The following is a 21,010-nucleotide window of genomic DNA, read 5'->3' as shown; positions in this document are numbered from 1 at the left end:
ATGACCCTTGGGACCCAGCCGGACGTCGACCTCGACGCCCAGCCGATCGACCAGCTGACCGTCAACACAATCCGCACGCTGGCGATGGACGCGGTGCAGGCGGCGAACTCGGGGCATCCGGGCACACCGATGGCGCTGGCCCCGGTGGGCTACACGCTCTGGACGCGGTTCCTGCGGTTCGACCCCGAGCTGCCGGTGTGGGCCAACCGCGACCGGTTCGTGCTGTCGGCCGGGCACGCCTCCACGTTGCTCTACGCGTTGCTGCACCTCAGCGGGGTCAAGTCGGTCAACCCGGACTACGAGACCGTGGGCACGCCCGCCGTCGAGCTCGACGACCTCAAGCGGTTCCGCCAGCTCGACTCCAAGTGCCCCGGGCACCCGGAGTACCGGTGGACCTCCGGGGTGGAGTGCACCACCGGGCCGCTCGGCACCGGCATCGCGACCAGCGTCGGGATGGCCATCGCCGGGGTCTGGCAGGCGGCCACGTTCAACCGGCCCGGCTTCGACCTGTTCGACTACGACGTCTACGCGATCGCCGGCGACGGCTGCCTGATGGAGGGCATCGGCGCCGAGGCGGCCTCGCTCGCGGGCCATCTGAAGCTGTCGAACCTGTGCTGGTTCTACGACAACAACAAGATCACCATTGAGGGCTCCACGAGCCTGGCGTTCAGCGAGGACGTGCCGGCCCGCTTCGCCGGGCTCGGCTGGGCGGTGCAGCACGTCAAGGACGCCAACGACCTCGACGCCCTGAGCGCCGCGATCGAGGCGTTCAAGGCCGAGACCGACCGGCCGACGCTGATCGTCGTCGACAGCGTCATCGGCTACGGCGCCCCGCACAAGCAGGGCACGCACGCCGCACACGGCGAGCCCCTCGGGGCGGACGAGGTCGCCGCCACCAAGCGCTTCTACCACTGGCCCGAGAACGAGACCTTCCTCGTCCCCGACCGGGTCAAGGAGCACTTCGCCGGTGCGATGCACGAGAACGGCGGGCGGCTGCGCCGCGAGTGGGAGGAGCTGTTCGCCCGCTACAGCGCCGAGCACCCCGACCTCGCCGACCAGCTCAACCGCATGCAGCGCCGGACGCTGCCCGACGGATGGGACGCAGACCTGCCGGAGTTCCCGCCCGACCCCAAGGGCATCGCCAGCCGCGACTCGGGCGGCAAGGTGCTCAACGCGGTCGCGGGGCGGGTGCCATGGATGATCGGCGGGTCGTCGGACCTGGCGCCGTCGAACAAGTCGCGCCTGACCTTCGACGGCGCGGGCGACTTCAGCGCGGAGGGTTCCGGCACAGGCGACCGGGCCGGTCGCAACCTGCACTTCGGGGTCCGCGAGCACGCCGCCGCGGCGGTCTGCAACGGGCTCGCGCTGTCCAAGCTGCGCGCCTACCAGGCGGGGTTCCTCATCTTCTCCGACTTCCAGCGCGGCGCGCTGCGGCTCTCGGCGCTGATGGAGCTGCCGCTGATCCACATCTACACCCACGACTCGATCGGCGTCGGCGAGGACGGGCCGACCCACCAGCCGATCGAGCAGATCGCCTCGATCCGCGCCATGCCCGGCGTGATCGACATGCGGCCCGGCGACGCCAACGAGGTCGTCGAGGCGTGGCGGGTGATCATGCCGATCCGGCACGAGCCGGTGGCGCTGATGCTGTCGCGCCAGCCACTGCCGACCCTGGACCGCAGCCGCTACGCCCCTGCATCCGGCGTCGCTCGCGGCGCGTACGTGCTGGCCGATCCGCCCGAGGGCGCGGCGGGTGGGGAGCCGGAGGTCATCCTCATCGCCACCGGTAGCGAGGTCGCCATGACCGTGGAGGCCTACGAGCAGCTCACCACCGACGGGGTCCGCGCGCGCGTGGTGAGCATGCCGTCGATGCAACTGTTCGACAAGCAGCCGTCGGCCTACCGCGAGGAGGTCCTGCCACCAGCGGTGACCGCGAGGGTCGCGGTGGAGAAGGGCACCCCGTTCGGCTGGGACCGCTGGGTCGGCTCGACCGGCGCGGTCATCGGCATGAGCACCTTCGGCGAGTCCGCGCCGATGAAGGTGCTGCAGGCCAAGTTCGGGTTCACGACGGAGAACATCGTCGCGACGGCCCGGGCACAGCTCGGACTGGACCACACCAGCCCCGAGGGGACCACGCTCGAGCCGTCCGAGGGCTGAACCGCGTCACCGCACCCGGGCCTCCAGGACGTGCACCCCGGCCCGGGTCGGGACGTCCCCGGTCAGCCGCAGGTCGGCTGCGTCCAGCAACGCGGCGTACTCGGCGGCGGTCCGTTCGCGCCCCTTCAGGAGCACGAGCATGTGCAGATCCATGCGCACCGCCGCCGGGTCGTCGACGGCGCACTCGGGCAGCACCGCCTCGACGACGGCGAGCACCGAGTCGGGCCGCATCGCCGCCCGGCAGGTGCGCAGCACCCGCAGCGCGTCGTGGTCGTCCCAGTCGTGCAGCACCCGCGAGAGCAGGTAGGCGTCCGCGCCGGCGGGGACCGCGTCGAAGAAGTCGCCCGCGACCGGGCGCACGCCGGGATCGTCGACGGAGGCGACCACCTCGGGGCGGTCGAACAGCACCAGGTCGGCGTGCGGCGCGCGCGCGCGGACGGCACGCAGCAGCACGCCGCCACCCCCGCCGACGTCGACGACCGACCGGAACGGCGCGACGTCGTAGGCCGCGACCACGGCGCCGGCCTCGCGGGCGGAGCGGTCGGCCATCGACGCCTGGAACGCGGCGAGCCGCGACGGGTCCGCAGCGAGGTGGGCGAAGAAGGCCTGCCCGTGTACGACCTCGTACGGCGCGTTCCCTCCGCGCAGCGCGCCGACGAGCCCGGCGGCCGCCTCGTAGTAGACCTCGCCGCGCGCGGTGACCACTCCACGCAGCGACACCGGCGCGGCCGGGAGCAGGTGCGCACCGACGGCGGTGAGCGCGAACCGCCCGTCGGGCCGCTCCTCGACGACCTCCTCGGCGGCGAGGCCGCGCAGCACCCGGTACAGCGGACCGGGCGCCGCGCCGAGCTCGGCCGCGAGGTCGTCCGCGCTGCGCGGGCCGGCGGCGAGCGCCTCCGGCACCCCGAGCGCGACCGCCGCGAACAGCAGCTGCGTCACGAGGTAGCCGTCGGCGAGGCGGGCGAGCCGGTCCGCCGGGGTGCTCACGTCGTCGCTTGTGCTGCCGACTGTGCCGCCGGGTACTCGTCGTGCCAGTTCCACCACTGGTAGGGCGGGGTCTGGGGGTAGCCCTCCGGCGAGTCCTCCCACTCCTCCTGCCGCCCGAGCGCGGTGATGTCGAGGTAGCTCCAGGTGCTGCCCATCGCCTCGTCGCCGCGGTTGTTGACGAAGTAGGTCCGGAACACCCGGTCGCCATCGCGGATGAACGCGTTCGTGCCGTGCCACTCGTCCACGCCGAAGTCGACGTCGAACCCGTCGGTCATGGTGAACCACGGCATCGTCCACCCCATCCGCTTCTTCAGCCGCGCGATCTCGGGCTGCGGGCCCCGCGTGACGAAGACCAGGGTGGTGTCGCGGGCGTTCAGGTGCGCGAGGTGGGCGACCTGATCGGCGAGCATGGAGCACCCCGGGCAGGCGTGGTCGGGCCAGCCGTGCACCCCGGGCTCGAAGAAGGCGCGGTAGACGACCAGCTGGCGACGGCCCTCGAACAGGTCGAGCAGGCTCACCCGGCCGTCCGGACCGTCGAACTCGTACGCCTTCTCCACGGCCGTCCACGGCATCCGGCGGCGCTCCGCGGCGAGCGCGTCGCGTGCCCGGGTCATCTCCTTCTCCTTGACGAGCAACCGCTCGCGCGCCGCGTCCCACTCCTGCGGCGAGACGATCGGGGGTGTGGTGAAGCTCTGCACAGACATGGGTCTCCTCGAGTCAGTGATCGTCTAGAACCGGTAGGTCGTCTGGCCGTGGTCGCCGCCGAACGCGATCGCCTTGTCCGCCGCGACCCGGTAGACCCGCGCGCCACCCTCCGTGCCGCCGCCGGAGTGGCTGAGCTCGACGAACTCGTCGCCGCGGACCGCGAAGTGCCAGTCGTCGCCGTACTTCTCGAACCAGGCGTCGGCGAGCTCCTGCAGGTCGTCGGGATCGGTCACGCGCACCGCGGTGCCCTCGACGACGACGTCCCGGCCGGCGTCCCAGCCACCCGCGCCGGTGTTGCCGGTCGTCACCGCGACGTGCAGGTCGGCGTCGAGGTTGCGCTGCTTCTGCTCGTCGGCACCGGTACAGAAGGCGAACGCTCCGTCGTGCCACACCCCCACGAGCGGCACGGCGTGCGGACGCCCGTCGGCGCGGACGGTGACGATCCAGTAGAGCTGGGCGTCGGTGAGCAGGCGGGCGATGTCGTCCCACGCCGGGGCGGTTGCCGACGCGTCGCCGTACCGCGGGTCGATCCTTCCTTCGGTCATGGAGCTGTGACCGGCTCCGGTCGCCGAACTCATCGGGGGACGGCCGACAATGGCGGCGTGGAACGACCAGTCGACTGGGACAGTGGAGCGATCGTCGCCGTCGACCAGACGGTGTTGCCGGCGGAGCTGCGTCACCTGCGGCTCACCACGGTCGACGAGGTCGTCGACGCCATCCGCAGGCTCGTGGTCCGCGGCGCTCCGGTCATCGGGGTGACCGGAGCGTTCGGCGTCGCGATCGCCGCCCGGCAGCACGAGGAGCCCGGCGGGCGGCTCGACCAGGCGGCCGTCCGGCGGGACGCGCAACGGATCGTCGACAGCCGGCCGACCGCGGTGAACCTGCGCTGGGCCGTCGAGCGGGTGCTCACCCGGCTCCCGGACGGAGCCGACGGGGTGCTCGCCGAGGCCCACACCGTCCTCGCCGAGGACGAGCGGGCCAACCGCACCGCCGCCCGCCGAGCCGCGGACGTCCTGCGTGACGAGTGCCCGGACCGCCCGCTGCGCGTGCTCACCCACTGCAACTCCGGCGCCCTCGCGACCATGGGCGGCGGCACCGCGTTCGGCGCGATCCGCGAGCTCGCCGGGGACGGCCGCCTCGAGGAGGCCATCGCCACCGAGACCCGGCCGCTCCTGCAGGGCGCCCGCCTGACCGTCTGGGAGCTCCACCGGGCCGGCCTCCCCCACCGCCTCTGCGTCGACTCGGCCGCGCCCGCCGCGATGGCCGCCGGCCTGGTCGACGCGGTCGTCGTCGGCGCCGACCGCATCGCCGCGAACGGCGACACCGCCAACAAGATCGGCACATACGGGCTGGCCTGCGCCGCGGCCCACAACCGGATCCCGTTCGTGGTCGTCGCCCCGCAGAGCACCGTCGATGCCGACACTCTGTCCGGCGCCGACATCCCGATCGAGGAACGCGACGCCGACGAGGTGGTCCGGCTCGCGGGAGCCGACACCACCGTCCCCGGTACCCGTGCCTACAACCCGGCCTTCGACGTGACGCCCGCCGGCCTGATCACGGCGATCGTCACCGAGCAGCAGGTCTGGCGGCCCTGACGCGCGTGGGTCAGGCGGCGAGCCGGCGCGCGACCATCGGGACGACGATGGCGGCGGCGACGAGGTGGGTCAGCATCAGCAGCGCCTTCGTGGCCGGGGCGGCGTCGACGATGACGTCCGGCACCAGGGAGAGGACGGTCAGCACCACGGTGGTGCGGACGAAGACGGTGCGCGGGCGGCGGACGGTGCGGGACAGGACGACGGCGAGGACCACACCGACCAGGGAGAACACCGCGGTCAACGTGGCGAACCCGGGAACGGGGATCGGCGCGCCCGCGATGTCCAGGCTGATCCCGGCGGCGAGACCGGCCGCGGCGACGACCGGGGTGGCGACGCTGGCGAGGACCGTGGCGGCGAGCCCGGTCCCGACGAGCGAACCGATCGACGCGGAGGTGCGGGGGGCGGTGGTGGCGTAGGTCGCGGACATGGTGGCCTCCGATGTAGCGGTGACCGGCCGGTGCCGGTCTCTCACCAGGGCTACGAACGGGACCGACGAGATACGACACATCCTTCGGAGATTTCTCCTCCACGGGTCAGGACGCCGCGAGGTCGTCGAGCAGCTCCTCGGCGATCCGGATCTCGTCGCCCAGCTGGTGGTCCGGGCGGATGTCGGGCAGGCGGGCCGTCACGTGGGCGAACGCGGCCGCCAGCACGTGGCCGCGCGGGGGCGTGCCGGCGATCCGCAGCGCCCGCGTCGCCGCCACCAGCTCGCACGCGAGCAGGGTGCGGTACGCGGCGGCGGCCGCCAACGCGCTGCCCGCGGCGTGGGGCGAGAAGCTCGCGTGGTCCTCCAGCCCCCGGGAGATGACCGAGGTGCCGAGGGTGACCGGGCCGGCCGAGTGCCGCAGCCTGCCCAGCGCGTCGTGCGCGACGTACTCCAGGATCATCACGCCCGAGCTGCCGACGGGGCCGTCCGCGAGGAACGCCGGCAGGCCGGTGAGGTCCGGCTCCACCAGGTCGCCGAGCCGGGCCGCGGAGAGCTCCGCGACGTGGTGCACGGCCGCCCGGACGTGGTCCAGCGCCAGGGCGGGATACGCCGTGGAGAACTGTCCGTGGTGGAACACCGCACCGGAGTCGACGTCGATCAGCGGGTTCTCCGCCGCGGCGTTGATCTCGATCTCCAGGACCCGCCGGAGCTGCGCGGCACCGTCCAGCGCGGCGCCCTGCACCTGCGGGAACGCCCGCAGACCGAACGGGTCCTGGATGCGCCTGCCCGGGCCGAGCTCCCCCTCGTGCCAGAGGATCCGGCGCATCTCCGCCGCCGTACGCACCGCGCCGGGATGGGGCCGCCGCGCATGCACCTCCTCGGCGAACGCCTCCGCGGAGCCACCCAGCGCGCAGTACGAGAGCGCCGCGACCACGTGCGAGGCGTCCAGCAGGCGGCTGAGCTCCTCGCACGCCAGTGCGGCCCGGGCCAGGGTCACCGCGCTCGACGACATGAACGCCAGCGCGTCGCCGGGACCGGCCACGACCGGCGGCACGTGACCGTGCACCCACGGGCGCCGGCCGATCAGGGTGAGGGCGATCTCGGCCAGCGCGGTGAGGTCGCCGGTCCCGATCGTCCCGGTGATGTGCACGGCGGGCAGCGCGCCGGTCCGCAGCGCCTGCTCGAGCGCCTCGGGAAACCGGGGGTGGATGCCACTTCCGGCGGCGGTGAGCTGGTTGAGCCGGATCAGCATCGCCGCCCGGGTCGTCCGGGCGTCGAGGAGATCGCCCACTCCCGCAGCGTGGCTCAGCAGGAGCCGCAGGTCGTGGGTGCTCGCGTCGCCGGCCGCGACGACCGCGTCGCGATTGGCCCCGACGCCGGTCGTCCGGCCGTAGACCGGGCGGGCGGCGCTGGCCGTCTGGGCCTTCTCGTGCGCCTGGCCGACCCGTTCCCACACCGCGGCGTCCACGACGATCGACGCGCGCTGCTCGGCCGCCCGCACGACCTCCGTGCACGTCAGGGCGGTCCCGTCGACAACGATGCGCGGTTCGTCGGTCATCGGCTGATTCTCGCCGCGAGCGCAGCCCGTCGACCTCCGGCCTCGGTCAGACGGACTTCCCGCTCGTCGCGGGCTGCAGGATCTCGTCCCACTCCCGGATCCGGTGACGGCCGACCACGCCGTGCCGCAGGAACGGGTCGTCGGCCATGAACTCGTCGACGGCCTCCCGGGTCGCGAACACCGCCATGGCGCCCACCGGATCGTCGGCGAAGGTGCCGACGAGCAGCAGCACGCCGCGCCGGTGGAACTCGTCGATCCGCGCCCGGTGCGCCGGGAAGTGCTCCATCGCGAGCCCCTCCGCGTTCTCGGCCAGGTCGTAGAACAGGACGTACTTCATGCGGATCCCTCCGTGTCGGCGTCGACGGCCTCGGCGAGCGCGGCGAGGATGCGGGTCCACCCCGTCGCGAAGGCGCCGGCGGCGTAGCCCCCCGGCTGCGCACAGTCTTCGCGGAGCTGGGCCTCGCTCAGCGCCTCCCACCCGCGGTGCTCCACGGCGACGCGGGTGAGCGCCGGCCCGAGCGCGGTGAAGGTCAGCTCCACCTCGGTGGGAGCGGGTGTGCACGTCCACGACATCGTGAACCGGCGCGGCGGCTCCCAGACCAGCAGCGTGCCCCAGTCGACCGTCGTGTAGTCGTGCCACGTCTCGTAGACGCGGCCGCCGCGGTGGGGCTCGACGGTGACGGCGCGGACCCGGTCCTGCCCCGCGGAGATGATCGATGTCGGCCACCACGTCCCGATCTCCCGGACGAACACCGTGAAGGTGTGCTCGACGTCGCTGCGGACCGTCGTCGCCTGCCGGATCGGGGGCCGACGTAGCGGTTCAGCCTGCTGCGGTGACGTCGTCATGCTCGGTGATCCCTCGTTCGGCCTCGACGAGGCGGGCGGCGGTGTGCAGGGAGGTGGCCCACATCTGATCCAGAAAGGCCTGGAGCCCGGCGAGGCCCTCGGGCCGGGCCCGGTAGAGCCGGCGCGTGCCGTCGCGGCGCTCGTGGAGGAGCCCCGCGTTCCTGAGCACGCTCAGGTGCTGGCTGACGGCCGTGCGGGTGACGTCGAAGGCCTCGGCGATCTGCCCGGCAGGCAGTTCCTCGTGCGCGACCAGGCGCAGGATCGCCCGCCGGCGCGGCTCGGCCAGCGCGCGCAACGCCTCATCCGTGGCCAGCTCGGCGCCGGGGTCAGCGGCCGAGCCGGCGTCGTCGTCGGACATTGTCAGGCCCACAGCCCGACCGGGTTGCCGTCCGGGTCGGCGAGGAGCGCGAACCGGCCGTAGTCGCCGGGCAGGTCCGTGGGCGGCACCAGCACCGTCCCGCCCAGTTCCTCGGCACGGTCGAGCGACGTCTGAAGGTCGGGCACCCGGACGTAGATCTTGACTCCCGTGTCGCCGGGTGCCGCGGACGGCCCGATGCCCCCGCCGATCGCACCCTCCCCCGAGCCCGTGTCGACCAGGCCGTAGCCCCCCATCCCCGGGTCGACCGCGACCTGCCAGTCGAACAGCGCGGCGTAGAACTTCTGTGCTCGTTCGTGGTCGTCGCTCACGACCTCGAAGAACGCGATCGGCATGCCCATCTGCGAACTCCTTCCTCATCGTCTGACGAGCCCCAACGTTAGCGTTGACGAACGTTAGCGTCAACTGACGAAAGACACGGATTACGCTCGAGCCCTCACCGACCGAGGAGTACCGATGCCCGCCTCCCCCGCGTTCGACCTCGGCGGTCGGGTCGCTCTCGTCACCGGATCCAGCCGTGGCATCGGTCGGAGCCTCGCCGACGGGCTCGCCGCGGCGGGCGCCACCGTGGTCCTCAACGGGCTCGGCAAGGCGCGGCTCGACCGGACCCGCGCCGAGCTGGCCGAACGCCACGGCAGCGACCGGGTCCATGCGTCCCCGTTCGACATCACCGACGAGGAACAGGTCGTCACCGCGGTCGCCGGCGTCGAGGGCGACGTCGGCCCGATCGACGTCCTGGTCAACAACGCGGGCATCCAGCACCGGGTCCCGATGCTCGACCTCGACGTGGCCGACTGGCGGCGGGTGATCGAGCACAACCTCACCAGCGCCTTCGTCGTCGGCCGGGCCGTGGCCCGCAGGATGGTCGAACGCCGCCGAGGCAAAATCATCAACATCGGTTCCGTCCAGTCCGACCTGGCCCGCCCGACCATCGCCCCCTACACCGCTTTCAAAGGCGGCCTGCGCAACCTCACGCGGGCCATGGCGGCAGAGTGGGGCGGGGCGAACATCCAGGCCAACTCGGTCGCGCCGGGCTACATCCACACCGAGATGACCCAGAACCTCGTCGACGACGCCGTGTTCAACGCCTGGGTGGTCGGCCGCACCCCGGCCGGCCGCTGGGGCAGCAGCGCGGACCTCGTCGGGCCCACCGTCTGGCTCGCGTCGGCCGCATCGGACTACGTCAACGGGCAGACGATCTTCGTCGACGGTGGCATGACGGCGGTCGTGTGATGAGCGCCGAGTTCCTTGCAGCGGTCGGCGGTATCCCGGACCGCGCCGTCGGCCTGGTCGCGCACGCGGCCCGCGACGTCCGCGTCGAGCCGGTCGCCGTCCGCGCCCCCGGGCCGGACGAGGCCGTCGTCGAAGTCGCCTACGGCGGCATCTGCGGCTCCGACCTGCACTACTGGCAGCACGGTGCCGCCGGGGTGTCGATCCTGCGGGAACCGATGCTGCTCGGCCACGAGATCGTCGGCACCGTCCGCCGCGCCGCCACCGACGGGTCGGGGCCGACGACCGGGACCCCGGTCGCCGTGCACCCGGCCCGGCCGCATCCGGGCGACGGCACCCAGCGCTATCCCGCCGACCGGCCCAACATCTCCCCTGCCGGCACCTACCTCGGCAGCGCCGCCCACCATCCGCACACCCAGGGCGGGTTCGCGCGCTACCTGACGATCGAGGCGCACATGCTCCGCCCGCTGCCCGCCGGGTTGTCGCTGCGGACGGCCGCGCTCGCCGAGCCGGCCGGCGTCGCCTGGCACGCCGTCAGCCGTGCGGGAGAGGTCCGGGGCCGGAGCGCCCTCGTGATCGGTGCCGGGCCGATCGGCGCGCTGGTCGTCGCCGTCCTGCGCCGTGCGGGTGCAGCCGAGATCACCGTCGTCGATCTGCACCAGCCTCCGCTCGACCGCGCCCGGGCACTCGGCGCAACCCGGATCCTGCTCGCCTCGGACAGAGCGGCGGTCCGCACCGTGCAACCGGATGTGACCATCGAGTCGTCCGGCAGCCCGCACGGCCTCGCGGCCGCCATCGAGAACACCGCTCGCGGCGGACGGGTGGTCATGCTCGGCCTGCTCCCGCCCGGCGATCAGCCCGTCCCGGTCTCCACGGCCATCGCCCGGGAACTCGAACTCGTCGGCTCCTTCCGCTTCATCGACGAGATCGGCCACGTGCTCCGGGCCCTCGCCGACGGGTCGCTCGACGTCGAGGCCGTGATCACGCACGAGTACCCGGTGGACGACGCCCTGACGGCCCTCGCGACCGCCGCCGACCCCGTCCGCTCCGGCAAGGTCCTGCTGACCTTCGACCCGGCGCTCGCCCCTAGTCGAGCAGGGCCACCACGGTGAAGAGCACGGGCACGCTGACCAGCGTGGTGGCCAGCCCGGCATCCCGGCCGAGCGTGACACCCTGGCCGAACCGCACCGCGTAGCCGAACACGTTCTGCGCGGTGGGGAGCGCGGCGCACACGACCACCGCGAGCAGCGCGTGGCCCTGCAACCCCAGCGCGACGCCGAGCGCCAGCGCCAGTGCGGGCTGGACGAGGTTCTTGAGCAGCAGCACGGCGACGAGGGACGGTGCGCCGTCGCCTGCTCCCGGTCGCGCCGCGCCCCGCAACGACAGCCCGAACGCGAGCAGCATCGCCGGCACCGCCAGGTTGCCGATCAGCTCGACGGGGGCGAGGACCGCCGCGGGCGGCTGCAGGCCCGTCGCCGAGACGACCAGGCCCGCGGCGCTCGCGATCGCGATCGGATTGCGCAGAGGAGCCGTCAGCGTTCGCAGCAGCGGCGGGCGCTCGCCGGCCGTGCGCGACGCCAGGAGGTCGAGCACCGTCGAGAAGACCGGCGCCAGCACCGTCAGCTGGAACAGCATCACCGGCGCCACCTCTGCCGCGTTGCCGAGGGCGTAGGTGGCGATGGGGATGCCGAGATTGCCGGCGTTGACGTATCCGCTGGCCATCGAGCCGACCGCGGTCTCCCCCGGCGGTCGCCGTCGCAGCACGCCGACCGGCAGGTAGAGCAGGCAGGCGATCGAACTGCTGACGGCGGTGACGATCAGCGCCTCGGAGAACACGGCGCCGATGTCGGCGTGCGCGAGCGTGACGAACAGCAGCGCGGGGCTCGCGATGAAGAACGCCACGCGCGACAGCACCTGGACCGCCGCGGGTCCGAGCACCTCCCACCGCCCCAGGAGGTACCCGACCACGATGACGATCCCGATGACGACGAAGCCTTGGACCACGCCGTTCACAAGCCCGCCACCGCTGCGATCGCCCTCCCGCGCCGACATCGCCTTTTGCTTAGGATACCTAACGAGATGCCTCGGATACGGTCGATCCGCCCACACCGGCTCCCGCAGCGAGAGGCATCCGTGCGCATCACCGTCACCACTCCCACCGGCAACGTCGGCCGCCACGTCGTGGAGATGCTCGTCCGCGCCGGTGTCCGGCCGACCGTTCTCGTCCGCGATCCCGCCCGCGTGGACCCTGCCGTTCTCGAGCGGGTCGACGCCGTGCCGGTGGATCAACGCGACGCCGACGCGGTCGTCGCCGCCACGAAGGGCACCGACGCGCTGTTCTGGGTCGACCCGCCCACCTTCGCCGACGACCCGAGCGCCGACTACGCGCTCGCGACCGATGCTGTGGCCCGCGCCGTCTCGGAGAACCAGATCTCCCGGACCGTCTTCCAGAGCAGCATCGGCGCCGAACTGCGGCACGGCGCGGGCGAGATCGACGACCTGGCCCGCACCGAGGAGCATCTCGACGCGACCGGCGCCTCGGTCGTGCACCTGCGCTGCGGGTTCTTCTTCAGCAACCTGCTGCTGCAACTCGACGCGGTCCGCGCCGGCGTGGTGCCGATCGTGCTCCCCGTCGATCAGCCGATGCCCTGGGTCGCACCCCGCGACATCGCCGAGGTCGCGGTGTCACGCCTGCTGTCCGACGGATGGACCGGCCGCCGGGTGCAGGCCGTCCACGGCCCCGCGGACCTCAGCTGGGCCGAGGCCGCTGCGATCGTCACCGACGCCACCGGACACCCCGTCCGGGCCGAGCGGATCACCGACGACGAGATGCGCGGGCTGCTCGCCGGCTACGGCATGAGCGACGGCCTCGTCGAGGCGGTGATGGGCATGTCGACGGGCATGCGCGACGGCTTCGTCCCCGAACAGGCCCGTGACGTCACCACCACCACTCCGACGACCCTCGGGTCGTGGGCCTACGACGTCCTGCGTCCGCTGCTCTGAGTCGGGTCCGGACGCCCGCGTATGCCGTCGAGAGCCTCGGCGATTTCGCGCCGGACGTCCGGCCCCTTGACTGAGGCCATGACATCGACGGACACCCCAGACCTGACTCTCGTCCTCGGCGCCCAGGGCACCACCGGCCGACGGGTGGCGAGCAGGCTCGCGGCACGGGGCGTCGCCACGCGGCTCGGCTCGCGGTCGGGCGAGCCACCCTTCGACTGGGCGGACGAGCGCACGTGGCCCGCCGTGCTGCGCGACGTCTCCGCGGCCTACCTCGTCTACTACCCGGATCTCGTCGCGCCCGAGGCGCTGGAGCGCGTGCACCGCTTCGCCGGGCTCGCCGCGGACAGCGGCGTCGGCCGGCTGGTGCTGCTCTCGGGACGCGGGGAGAAGGCCGCGCAGCAGGCCGAACAGGCCGTGATGGCCGCCGGGACGGCGTGGACGATCGTGCGCTCCGCGTTCTTCGCCCAGAACTTCAGCGAGAAGGGCTTCGAGGCCTTCGTCAGGAGCGGGACGGTCGCGCTGCCCGCACCCGAGATCGGCGAGCCCTTCGTGGACGCCGACGACATCGCCGACGTCGTCGTGGCGGTGTTGACCGAAGACGGCCACGCCGGTCAGGTCTACGAGGTGACGGGCCCGCGGCTGATGAGCTTCGCCGATGCCGTCGCCGACATCGCCGCCGCCACCGGCCGCGCCGTCGCGTTCGAACGGATCACCGCGGACGAGTTCGTCGACGGACTCACCGCGAACGGCGTGCCCGCAGAGGAGGCGCACGTCTTCGCCGAGATCTTCGAGACCGTGCTCGACGGACGCAACGCCTACCTGACCGACGGCGTGCAGCGTGCGCTCGGCCGCCCGCCCCGCGACTTCACCGAGTACGCCGCGGCCACCGCCCCGACGGGCGTCTGGCACGACACCGAAGGCTGACTCGCGACGGCGACGACGGGCCCACGCTTCACGCCGAGCCCGCTGGGCATCCCGACCGCATGAGCGACGACGACCTGATCGCCCGGTTCGGCTCGGCCCGCCACCCCGGTCGCCCGCCGGGACACCCGGTGCCCGACGGGGTCACCGACGAGACCGTGGCGGCCCTGGGCGCGCTGTCGGCCGCGTTCGAGGTGATCGAGGAGGCCCGCGGCCACCTGTACGCCTTCCACCGCCGCTCGGGGAAGGCCGACCTCGCGCTGCAGGAGGCCGTCGGCCACCTCAGGAAGGCCGGACATCCCGAGCTCGCCGACGAGATCGACGAGGTGCTCGTCGGCCGCGACGTCGTGCCGGGCCTGTGGACCTACCAGCTCGTCGAGGGCTACGACCGCACCTACTACGACGTCTGGCAGGCCGTGGTGGAGAAGGCCGAGCGCCTCGGCGGCGGCGCGCCCCACCTCGCCGAGTCCGGCATGAAGGTGCAGGAACAGTCCGACGGTTGACCGGCCGTCACCAGGGCACCACCCCGGCCTCCTCGAAGAAGCCGCCGGTGGGGCCGTCGTCGGGCAGGCTGGCGAGCTGGATCGCGATCGCCGCGCCCTGTTCCGGAGTGCGGACGCCGCGGAAGCCGTTGAGGTCGGTCGCGGTGTAGCCGGGGCAGCCGGCGTTGATCAGGATGTTCGTGTCGCGCAGCTCCTTGGCGTACTGGATCGTGAGCGCGTTGAGCATGGACTTCGACGGCGAGTAGGCGGCCGACAGCGGACCCGTCTCGGCGTCGGGGTCGGTCTGCCGGGTGAGGGAGCCGACCGTGCTGGACATGTTCACGATCCGCGGCGACGCCGAGCGGCGCAGCAGCGGCAGCATGGCGTTGGTGACGCGGAGGACGCCGATCACGTTGGTCTCCACGGCGGCACGCACGGCAGCGGGGTCGACCACGGTCGGCTCCTGGGGCCCGCCGCCGGTCACGCCGGCGTTGTTGACGAGCACGTCGAGGCGGCCCGTGTGCTCCTCGATCAGCCGGGCGGCCGCCGTCACGCTCGCGTCGTCGGTCACGTCGAGCGGCACCCCGAACGCGTCGACGCCGCCCGCGCGCAGCTTCTCCACGGCGGCTTCCCGCCGCTCCTCGTCCCGCGCGCCGACGCCGACGGTCCAGCCCAGCGCGCCCAGACCGGCCGCGATCTCGTAACCGATCCCCTTGTTCGCGCCGGTGACCAGCACGATCGTCTTCTCGCTCATGTCATCGATGGTGCGTGCGCCGCGGCAGGTCGTTCAACACCGTCTGGGTGTGCGGCGATACCTGCCGGGTATCGGTTCCCGCCCGTACCGTGGCGGCATGGAGACGCGGGAGCTGCAGTACTTCGTCGCCGTCGCCGAGGAGCTGCACTTCGGGCGGGCCGCGCAGCGCCTCGGGATCTCGCAGCCGCCGCTGTCGCGGGCGATCCGGCAGCTCGAACGCCGGCTCGGGGTGGAGCTGCTGGAACGCACCAGCCGCAGCGTCACGCTGACCGAGGCCGGATCGGTGCTGCTGCGCGAGGGCCGGGCCGCCCTCGACGCGGTCGAGGCCGCCGACCGCCGCACCCGGCGCGCCGCCCTCGCCGCGACCGGCCACCCGGGCCTGGTCCTCGTCACGAAGGCCGGGGCGTCCGACGAGCTGCTGGCGAAGCTGCTCGACGCGTACGCCGCCGAACCCGGCGCGGTCGCCGTCGACGTGCTCCTGTGCGGGCCGGCCGAACAGGAGCGGCTGCTGCGCGACGGGCGGGCGGACGTGGCGCTGCTGCACCTGCCGTTCGACTCGACGGCCGGGTTCGACACCGAGGAGCTGTACACGGAGGGGCAGGTGGTGGTCCTGCCGGCCGGGCACCCCCTCACCAGCCGTCGGCACGTGCTGACGGCCGACGTCGCCGCGCTGCCCGGGCTGCCGTTGCCGCGCTGGCCCCGCCACGACGGCACGTACGCCGACGGTCCGGGTGCGCAGGTCCGCGACACCGCCCAGCTGTTCCAGCTGATCGCACTGGGCCGGGCCTCGGCGGTCCTGCCGGAGTCGTGCCGGGCCCAGTTGCGCGGCGACCTCGCCGCCGTGCCGGTGCTGGACGCGCCCCCGGTGACGACAGTGATCGCCTGGCCGCCGCACAGCCGGTCGCTGGCGGTCGCCGGGCTGGTCCGGGCCGCGACCCGCCTGTAGCGCCGTCAGGAGCGTCCGGGCTCGACGAGCCGCGCGCCTGCCGCGACGAGCTGCCGCACGGCCGGGTCGTCCGGTGCGGCGTCGGTGACCACGCCACTCACGGCCGCGAGCGGCAGCACGAGGAAGCGTGACGCGGCACCGACCTTCTCCGCGCTGGCCAGGACGTAGGTGTCGGCGGCGCGCCGCGAGAGGGCCCTCTTCATGGCCGCCTCGTCGGCATCGCCCGTCGTCAACCCGGCCTCGTGGTGGACCCCGGTCACCCCCAGCAGGAACACGTCGGCCGTCACGGCCTGCGCCGCCTCGACGGCCGCGGCTCCACAGGTGACCATCGAGTGCCGGAACAGGCGGCCGCCCAGAAGGAAGACCTCGACGTCGGCGTGGTCGGCGAGCGCCGCCGCGATCGTCGGGCTGTGGGTGACGACCGTGACGTGCAGGTCACGCGGGAGCGCCTCGGTCACGGCCAGTGTGGTGGTCCCTCCGTCGAGGATGACGGTGCTGCCCGGGACCACGAGCGCGGCTGCCGCTGCGGCGACGCGGCGCTTGCTGTCGGTCTCGACGTCCTGCCGGGTGGCGTAGTCGGCGACCGCGGGCGACACCGGCAGCGCTCCCCCGTACACCCGCTGGCACAACCCGGCCGCGGCCAGTTCGCGGAGATCACGCCGGACGCTGTCCTCCGACACCCCGAGCTCCACGGCGAGATCCCGGGCGACGAGGCGTCCGTCGGTGCGGAGCCGGTCGAGGAGCCAGTCGCGACGCTGCGCAGGAAGCATGCGTATTACTCCTTGTTTCTACCGACTTCTGCACGATACCGTACGGGCATGACCAAGCCCATGCTCATCCTCGTCGCCGGCCCCTACCGCTCCGGCACCGGCGACGACCCCGACCTCATGGCCCGCAACCTCGGCCGTCTCGAGGAGGCGGCCTGGCCGATCTTCCGCAGCGGGCACGTTCCCGTGATCGGCGAGTGGGTCGCCCTGCCCGTGCTCCGCTCGGCGGGTGCCGACGGCGTGACGCACCCTCTCGCGGAGCGAGTCCTCTACCCGACGGTCGAGCGGCTGCTCCAGCACTGCGACGCGGTCCTGCGGTTGCCCGGTGACTCGACGGGCGCCGATCAGGACGTCGCCATCGCCGAGCAGCGCGGCATCCCCGTCTACCACCGGATCGAGGAGATCCCTGGTTACGCCGAGGCGGATGCGGCGTGACCGTCGGCATCGACGAACCGGACCACCGCGGACGCACCGGCCTGGACCGGGCCGGACGCGACCTGACCCGCAACCCCGACATCGTCGTGCGCGACGTCGAACTGCTGGCCAGCGGCTGGCATGTGCTCCGGCGGACCACCTACGACCACCGCCACCGCGCCGGGCACTGGACGACCGAGCAGCGGGAGACCTACGACCGCGGCAACGGTGCGACGATCCTGCTGTACGACGTCGCCCGCCGAACCGTGCTGCTCACCCGACAGTTCCGGTACCCCGTGTACGTCAACGGGCACGCCGACGGCTACCTCGTCGAAGCTGCGGCGGGCCTGCTCGACGACGACGACCCGGAGGCCGCCATCCGCCGGGAGACGGCCGAGGAACTGGGCGTGGACGTCGGCGACCTGGAGCACGTGTTCGACGTGTACATGAGCCCCGGTTCGGTCACCGAGCTCGTGCACTTCTACGCGGCGCCGTACAGCGCGAGCACCCGCACCGGACCCGGAGGCGGCCTGGCAGCGGACGGCGAAGACATCGAGGTCGTGGAGTTGCCCTTCGCCGACGCACTGGCGATGACGGCCGACGGCCGGATCGCCGACGCGAAGACGATCATGCTGTTGCAGTGGGCGGCACTCTCGGACCTCTTCCGAGAGTTGCACGATTCGGCACCCGTCGGCAGCTGACGGGAGCGACGCGGGTCGGCCTACGCTTGCCGGTGTGCTGCATCCGCGCGTCGAGGCCCGGCGGTGAGCCGGGCTCGACGCCTCGGCGCGCTCCTGTGCGGGGCCGCCGCGCTGTCCGCGCTCGTCGCCTGCGGCGGCAGCGAAGGCACCGTGGTGGCCAAGGCCGACCAGGGTGTGTACGACTACGGCTGTCAGGCGGGCGGCACCGTGACCAGTCCGGTCGGCACGCCCGCCTGGGGGTCGTGTGCCGCGCCCAAGTGCTGGAGGCTGGTCGTCCAGGGCAACGACGGCAACACGACGCAGCCCTGCGTGAGCCGTGCGGAGTTCGACCGCGCGCAGCTGGGCGCGTTCTGGCACGGACGGACCGACCTGTGAGCCCTCGCCGCTGATGGCCGGCGCACGCACCGCCGTGATCGTCGGCTCCGGGATCGTCGGCCTGACCACCGCGTGGCACCTGCAGGACCGCGGCTGGCGGGTGCGGCTGCTGGCCGACCGTCCGATCACTGCGACGACCTCCGCCCGGGCCGCCGCCGTGTGGTTCCCCACCCGTGTCGGGCCACGCGGCCGGGTCGCCGAGTGGGGCGCCAGGACCTACGACGTGCTTGCCGCCCAGGCCCGCGACGGCGTGCCGGGCGTGCTGATGCGCGAGACCCTGGCGCTCTACCGCGACCCGCCCGAGCACCCCTGGTGGGCCGAGGCGGTGCACGGCGTCCGGCCGGCGACCCCTGACGACCTGCCCCGCGGTTACGGGCACGGGCTGCGGTTCACGGTGCCCCTGGCCGACATGTCCGTCCACCTGCCCTGGCTCGTCGACGAGGTCCAGCGCCGCGGAGCGGTGACCGAGATGCGGCACCTGACGAGCCTCGCCGACGCCGGTCCCGCCGACCTCGTGGTCTGCTGCGCCGGTCTCGGCGCCCGCACGCTCGCCGGCGACGACAGCGTCGTCCCGGTACGCGGACAGATCGTGCGGGTGGCCAACCCCGGCCTCACGCTCTCGATCCGCGACGAGCACCATCCCGACGGCCGCGCCTACGTCCACCCGCGGGTGGACGACGTCATCCTCGGCGGCACGCTGGACGAAGGCGAGTGGGACGACATCCCCGACCCGGACACCGCGGCCGCCATCGTCGCGCGATGCACCGACCTCGCCCCGGCAGTCGCCGACGCTCCGGTGCTCGAACACGTCGCCGGCCTGCGCCCCGGACGTCCGACGGTGCGCCTGGAACGGGGAGCCGACCTCGCCAACGGCACCCCGCTGATCCACCACTACGGCCACGGCGGCTCCGGCATCACGCTCTCGTGGGGCTGCGCCGAGGAGGTCGCAGCGCTGGCCGAACCCCTGGCCTGAACCCCACGTCGCGCGCCGATCCGGGCGTGGCGCGTGCCGGAACCCGTGCACGGCCCGGCACGCCGCGCGGGGTGCCGGGGCGGGCGAGGTGCTCAGCCGTCGTCACGGCGCGAGCGGGCCCGCGGGATCTCCTGCGCGAACTCGACCACGAATCCGTCCGGGTCGGCGACGTGCAGCGTGCGGTGGCCCCACGGCCGGTCCGCCGGACCGCTCAGCAGCGGGACGCCGCGGTCCCGCAGCCCGGTCGCCACGGCGTCGACGTCCGGGACGAGCAGGACGACCTCGGCGCCCGGCCCCGGCGTCACCGGGTGGCCCGTCAGCCACTCCGCCCGGCGCCGCTCGTAGAGGGCGAAGCGGGTGGGACCCGTGGCGAACTCGGCGTACCCGGCGTCGGTGAACCGGTGCTCCAACCCGGCCACGTCCCGGTAGAACGCGACCGACGCGGCCAGGTCGGAGACGTAGACGATCACGTGGCCCAGGTGCGGCACGAGGCGACGGTATCCCGGGCCGATCGCGATCACCGCTCCTGGAGGAACTCCATGCGGTTGCCGAACGGGTCGTTCGCGTAGAAGCGCCGGAACCCGGGGAAGTCGTCGTCCCAGCGCAGGGGCCAGTCCGCGCGGGTCAGGCGGGCGGCCACGTCGTCGAGGTCGTCGACGAGGATGCCGGGGTGCCCCTTGCGGTCGGGGACGAAGTCGTCCTCGGCGCCCAGGTGCAGCTCGACCCCTCCGGCGCGGAACCACGCCCCGCCGCGCCGGGCCATGACCTCGGGCTTGGGCACCTCGGTCATGCCGAGCACGTCGACGAAGAAGGCCCGCGCCTGCGGTTCGGCGTCGCGGGGCATGGCGATCTGCATGTGGTGAAGCCGGGTGAACATCGGTCCACCTTCGCACGGTCCGGACGATCACGGGACAGCTGTTTCGGCGCCGCCGCCCGCCTCCACTCGGGGGTCACCTCACCCCGTCTCTGGGGGGTCCTCCCCGGCAGCCCCGCCCATAACGTCGTTGCATCCGTCCGACCGACGTGGGCACGCGGACCGGCCGGGCACGCACACCGGGAGGGTTGATGATCGAGAACGTGAACGGTCGACGGAAGACGGCGTCGTTGAGGAGGGTGGCCCTGACGTCGCTGTTGGTGGCGTCGGGTATCGGTGTCGTCGGCGTCGTGCCGGCGCTGGCCGCCAACGACAGCTCCCCCGCACCGGCGGCCTTCCAGTCCGACAACGACCGGGACCGCGGACGGGGCCACGACCGCGTGTTCCGCGACCGCGGCGACGTCCGCTACGTCTGGTACCGGGTCTGCGACGGCACCGCCGTCGGCGCGACGACCACCACCACGACCGCCCCGGAGACGACCACCGAGACGGTGGCCCAGGAGGCGCTGGCGGCCGCGGTCGACGGCGCCGCCACCGACACCACCACGACCACGACCCCGGAGACGACGACCACGACGACGTCCGACAATTCGGACGACGATTCGGACGACGATTCGGACGACGAGGCCTACCCGACCTTCGTCGTCGTCCCCCTGCCCAAGGACGAGGCGAAGGCGGTCCGCAAGCTGGACGAGCGGCCGTGCTACGACATGACCACCGGTGCGCCGAAGGCGACCACATCCACGACGGCATCCACGACCACGACGGACGCCACCACCGACGCGACGACCACCACCGCGACCACCGAGACCACGACCACCGCTCCGGCGGGCACCGGCTGACCCTTGAGGGCAGGTAGCCGTGAGCGGGTCATCAGTCGGGTCGGGCGCCGACTGGTGCTCCGCTCAGCCGCGCGCTG

At 73.2% G+C, this 21,010-nt stretch carries 27 protein-coding genes; 13 read left to right on the top strand and 14 right to left on the bottom strand.

What is annotated here, in order from left to right; genetic code table 11:
* On the top strand, positions 1-2,157 hold the full coding sequence (tkt, locus tag RM445_RS22180) for a transketolase (protein ID WP_311558748.1): 2,157 nt from the start codon (positions 1-3) through the stop codon (positions 2,155-2,157).
* Positions 2,158-2,163: 6 nt separating this feature from the next.
* Here the strand turns inward: tkt and RM445_RS22175 are convergent, their stop codons facing one another.
* The 3 genes from RM445_RS22175 to RM445_RS22165 are packed head-to-tail and all read right to left on the bottom strand — an operon-like array spanning position 2,164 to position 4,394.
* On the bottom strand, positions 2,164-3,144 hold the full coding sequence (locus tag RM445_RS22175) for a methyltransferase (RefSeq protein WP_311558747.1): 981 nt from the start codon (positions 3,142-3,144) through the stop codon (positions 2,164-2,166).
* A complete protein-coding gene (locus RM445_RS22170) occupies positions 3,141-3,848 on the bottom strand; it encodes a DUF899 domain-containing protein (protein ID WP_311558746.1) in 708 nt (235 codons plus the stop codon). The genes RM445_RS22175 and RM445_RS22170 overlap by 4 nt, the downstream gene beginning before the upstream one ends.
* A 24-nt stretch (positions 3,849-3,872) precedes the next feature.
* The gene (locus RM445_RS22165) at positions 3,873-4,394 is read right to left on the bottom strand and encodes a pyridoxamine 5'-phosphate oxidase family protein (RefSeq protein ID WP_311558745.1); all 522 of its coding nucleotides are present in this window, start codon (positions 4,392-4,394) and stop codon (positions 3,873-3,875) included.
* A 57-nt stretch (positions 4,395-4,451) separates the two neighbouring features.
* Between RM445_RS22165 and mtnA the strand changes: the two genes are divergently transcribed.
* A complete protein-coding gene (mtnA, locus tag RM445_RS22160; protein ID WP_311558744.1) occupies positions 4,452-5,444 on the top strand; it encodes an S-methyl-5-thioribose-1-phosphate isomerase in 993 nt (330 codons plus the stop codon).
* 10 nt (positions 5,445-5,454) lie between these two features.
* On the opposite strand, the gene RM445_RS22155 is transcribed toward mtnA, so the two are convergent.
* The 6 genes from RM445_RS22155 to RM445_RS22130 form a co-directional block, all read right to left on the bottom strand.
* A complete protein-coding gene (locus tag RM445_RS22155) occupies positions 5,455-5,871 on the bottom strand; it encodes a DUF6069 family protein (protein WP_311558743.1) in 417 nt (138 codons plus the stop codon).
* A 106-nt stretch (positions 5,872-5,977) separates the two neighbouring features.
* A complete protein-coding gene (locus RM445_RS22150; RefSeq protein WP_311558742.1) occupies positions 5,978-7,429 on the bottom strand; it encodes an aromatic amino acid ammonia-lyase in 1,452 nt (483 codons plus the stop codon).
* A gap of 46 nt (positions 7,430-7,475) precedes the next feature.
* Complete coding sequence (locus RM445_RS22145) at positions 7,476-7,766, bottom strand: YciI family protein (RefSeq protein ID WP_311558741.1); 291 nt, start codon at positions 7,764-7,766, stop codon at positions 7,476-7,478.
* Positions 7,763-8,275 carry an SRPBCC domain-containing protein gene (locus RM445_RS22140; protein WP_311558740.1) on the bottom strand — a complete coding sequence of 171 codons (513 nt, stop codon included), beginning with the start codon at positions 8,273-8,275 and terminating at the stop codon, positions 7,763-7,765. The genes RM445_RS22145 and RM445_RS22140 overlap by 4 nt, the downstream gene beginning before the upstream one ends.
* Positions 8,250-8,633, bottom strand: a complete 384-nt coding sequence (locus RM445_RS22135) for an ArsR/SmtB family transcription factor (RefSeq protein WP_311558739.1) — start codon at positions 8,631-8,633, stop codon at positions 8,250-8,252. The genes RM445_RS22140 and RM445_RS22135 overlap by 26 nt, the downstream gene beginning before the upstream one ends.
* Before the next feature lie 2 nt (positions 8,634-8,635).
* Entirely contained in the window at positions 8,636-8,992 is a 357-nt protein-coding gene (locus RM445_RS22130; RefSeq protein WP_311558738.1) for a VOC family protein, read from the bottom strand.
* Between the two features lie 115 nt (positions 8,993-9,107).
* Here RM445_RS22130 and RM445_RS22125 point away from each other — a divergent pair, with 115 nt between their 5' ends.
* On the top strand, positions 9,108-9,884 hold the full coding sequence (locus tag RM445_RS22125) for an SDR family oxidoreductase (protein WP_311558737.1): 777 nt from the start codon (positions 9,108-9,110) through the stop codon (positions 9,882-9,884).
* Positions 9,884-10,993 carry an L-idonate 5-dehydrogenase gene (locus tag RM445_RS22120; protein ID WP_311558736.1) on the top strand — a complete coding sequence of 370 codons (1,110 nt, stop codon included), beginning with the start codon at positions 9,884-9,886 and terminating at the stop codon, positions 10,991-10,993. The genes RM445_RS22125 and RM445_RS22120 overlap by 1 nt, the downstream gene beginning before the upstream one ends.
* On the opposite strand, the gene RM445_RS22115 is transcribed toward RM445_RS22120, so the two are convergent.
* Positions 10,968-11,894, bottom strand: a complete 927-nt coding sequence (locus RM445_RS22115) for an AEC family transporter (protein WP_311558735.1) — start codon at positions 11,892-11,894, stop codon at positions 10,968-10,970. The two genes, RM445_RS22120 and RM445_RS22115, sit on opposite strands and share 26 nt — an antisense overlap.
* Positions 11,895-12,014: 120 nt before the next feature.
* Here RM445_RS22115 and RM445_RS22110 point away from each other — a divergent pair, with 120 nt between their 5' ends.
* The 3 genes from RM445_RS22110 (at position 12,015) to RM445_RS22100 (ending at position 14,308) form a co-directional block, all read left to right on the top strand.
* Positions 12,015-12,884, top strand: coding sequence for an NAD(P)H-binding protein (locus RM445_RS22110; RefSeq protein ID WP_311558734.1), 870 nt, complete (start codon positions 12,015-12,017; stop codon positions 12,882-12,884).
* A gap of 78 nt (positions 12,885-12,962) precedes the next feature.
* Complete coding sequence (locus RM445_RS22105; protein ID WP_311558733.1) at positions 12,963-13,808, top strand: Rossmann-fold NAD(P)-binding domain-containing protein; 846 nt, start codon at positions 12,963-12,965, stop codon at positions 13,806-13,808.
* Between the two features lie 59 nt (positions 13,809-13,867).
* Positions 13,868-14,308, top strand: a complete 441-nt coding sequence (locus RM445_RS22100) for a hypothetical protein (RefSeq protein ID WP_311558732.1) — start codon at positions 13,868-13,870, stop codon at positions 14,306-14,308.
* 7 nt (positions 14,309-14,315) lie between these two features.
* Here RM445_RS22100 and RM445_RS22095 read toward each other — a convergent pair whose 3' ends face one another.
* On the bottom strand, positions 14,316-15,041 hold the full coding sequence (locus RM445_RS22095; RefSeq protein ID WP_311558731.1) for an SDR family oxidoreductase: 726 nt from the start codon (positions 15,039-15,041) through the stop codon (positions 14,316-14,318).
* A 97-nt stretch (positions 15,042-15,138) separates the two neighbouring features.
* Here RM445_RS22095 and RM445_RS22090 point away from each other — a divergent pair, with 97 nt between their 5' ends.
* The gene (locus tag RM445_RS22090) at positions 15,139-15,987 is read left to right on the top strand and encodes a LysR family transcriptional regulator (protein ID WP_311558730.1); all 849 of its coding nucleotides are present in this window, start codon (positions 15,139-15,141) and stop codon (positions 15,985-15,987) included.
* Between the two features lie 5 nt (positions 15,988-15,992).
* Here the strand turns inward: RM445_RS22090 and RM445_RS22085 are convergent, their stop codons facing one another.
* Complete coding sequence (locus RM445_RS22085) at positions 15,993-16,757, bottom strand: DeoR/GlpR family DNA-binding transcription regulator (protein WP_311558729.1); 765 nt, start codon at positions 16,755-16,757, stop codon at positions 15,993-15,995.
* A 48-nt stretch (positions 16,758-16,805) separates the two neighbouring features.
* On the opposite strand from RM445_RS22085, the gene RM445_RS22080 reads away from it, so the two are divergent.
* The 4 genes from RM445_RS22080 (at position 16,806) to RM445_RS22065 (ending at position 19,217) form a co-directional block, all read left to right on the top strand.
* A complete protein-coding gene (locus RM445_RS22080; RefSeq protein WP_311558728.1) occupies positions 16,806-17,189 on the top strand; it encodes a DUF4406 domain-containing protein in 384 nt (127 codons plus the stop codon).
* Positions 17,186-17,869, top strand: coding sequence for an NUDIX domain-containing protein (locus RM445_RS22075; RefSeq protein ID WP_311558727.1), 684 nt, complete (start codon positions 17,186-17,188; stop codon positions 17,867-17,869). The genes RM445_RS22080 and RM445_RS22075 overlap by 4 nt, the downstream gene beginning before the upstream one ends.
* A gap of 63 nt (positions 17,870-17,932) precedes the next feature.
* The gene (locus RM445_RS22070; protein ID WP_311558726.1) at positions 17,933-18,244 is read left to right on the top strand and encodes a hypothetical protein; all 312 of its coding nucleotides are present in this window, start codon (positions 17,933-17,935) and stop codon (positions 18,242-18,244) included.
* A 13-nt stretch (positions 18,245-18,257) separates the two neighbouring features.
* Entirely contained in the window at positions 18,258-19,217 is a 960-nt protein-coding gene (locus RM445_RS22065; RefSeq protein ID WP_311558725.1) for an FAD-dependent oxidoreductase, read from the top strand.
* Between the two features lie 92 nt (positions 19,218-19,309).
* Here RM445_RS22065 and RM445_RS22060 read toward each other — a convergent pair whose 3' ends face one another.
* Both RM445_RS22060 and RM445_RS22055 read right to left on the bottom strand, forming a co-directional pair.
* On the bottom strand, positions 19,310-19,705 hold the full coding sequence (locus tag RM445_RS22060; RefSeq protein WP_311558724.1) for a VOC family protein: 396 nt from the start codon (positions 19,703-19,705) through the stop codon (positions 19,310-19,312).
* Positions 19,706-19,734: 29 nt separating this feature from the next.
* Positions 19,735-20,094: a VOC family protein gene (locus tag RM445_RS22055; RefSeq protein ID WP_311558723.1), complete on the bottom strand. Its 360-nt coding sequence runs from the start codon at positions 20,092-20,094 to the stop codon at positions 19,735-19,737.
* Positions 20,095-20,282: 188 nt separating this feature from the next.
* On the opposite strand from RM445_RS22055, the gene RM445_RS22050 reads away from it, so the two are divergent.
* Positions 20,283-20,933: a hypothetical protein gene (locus RM445_RS22050; protein WP_311558722.1), complete on the top strand. Its 651-nt coding sequence runs from the start codon at positions 20,283-20,285 to the stop codon at positions 20,931-20,933.
* The last annotated feature ends 77 nt before the right edge of the window (positions 20,934-21,010 follow it).

Source organism: Pseudonocardia charpentierae (assembly GCF_031845345.1).
GTDB lineage: Bacteria > Actinomycetota > Actinomycetes > Mycobacteriales > Pseudonocardiaceae > Pseudonocardia > Pseudonocardia charpentierae.
This window is presented reverse-complemented; position numbering and strand designations above follow the sequence as displayed.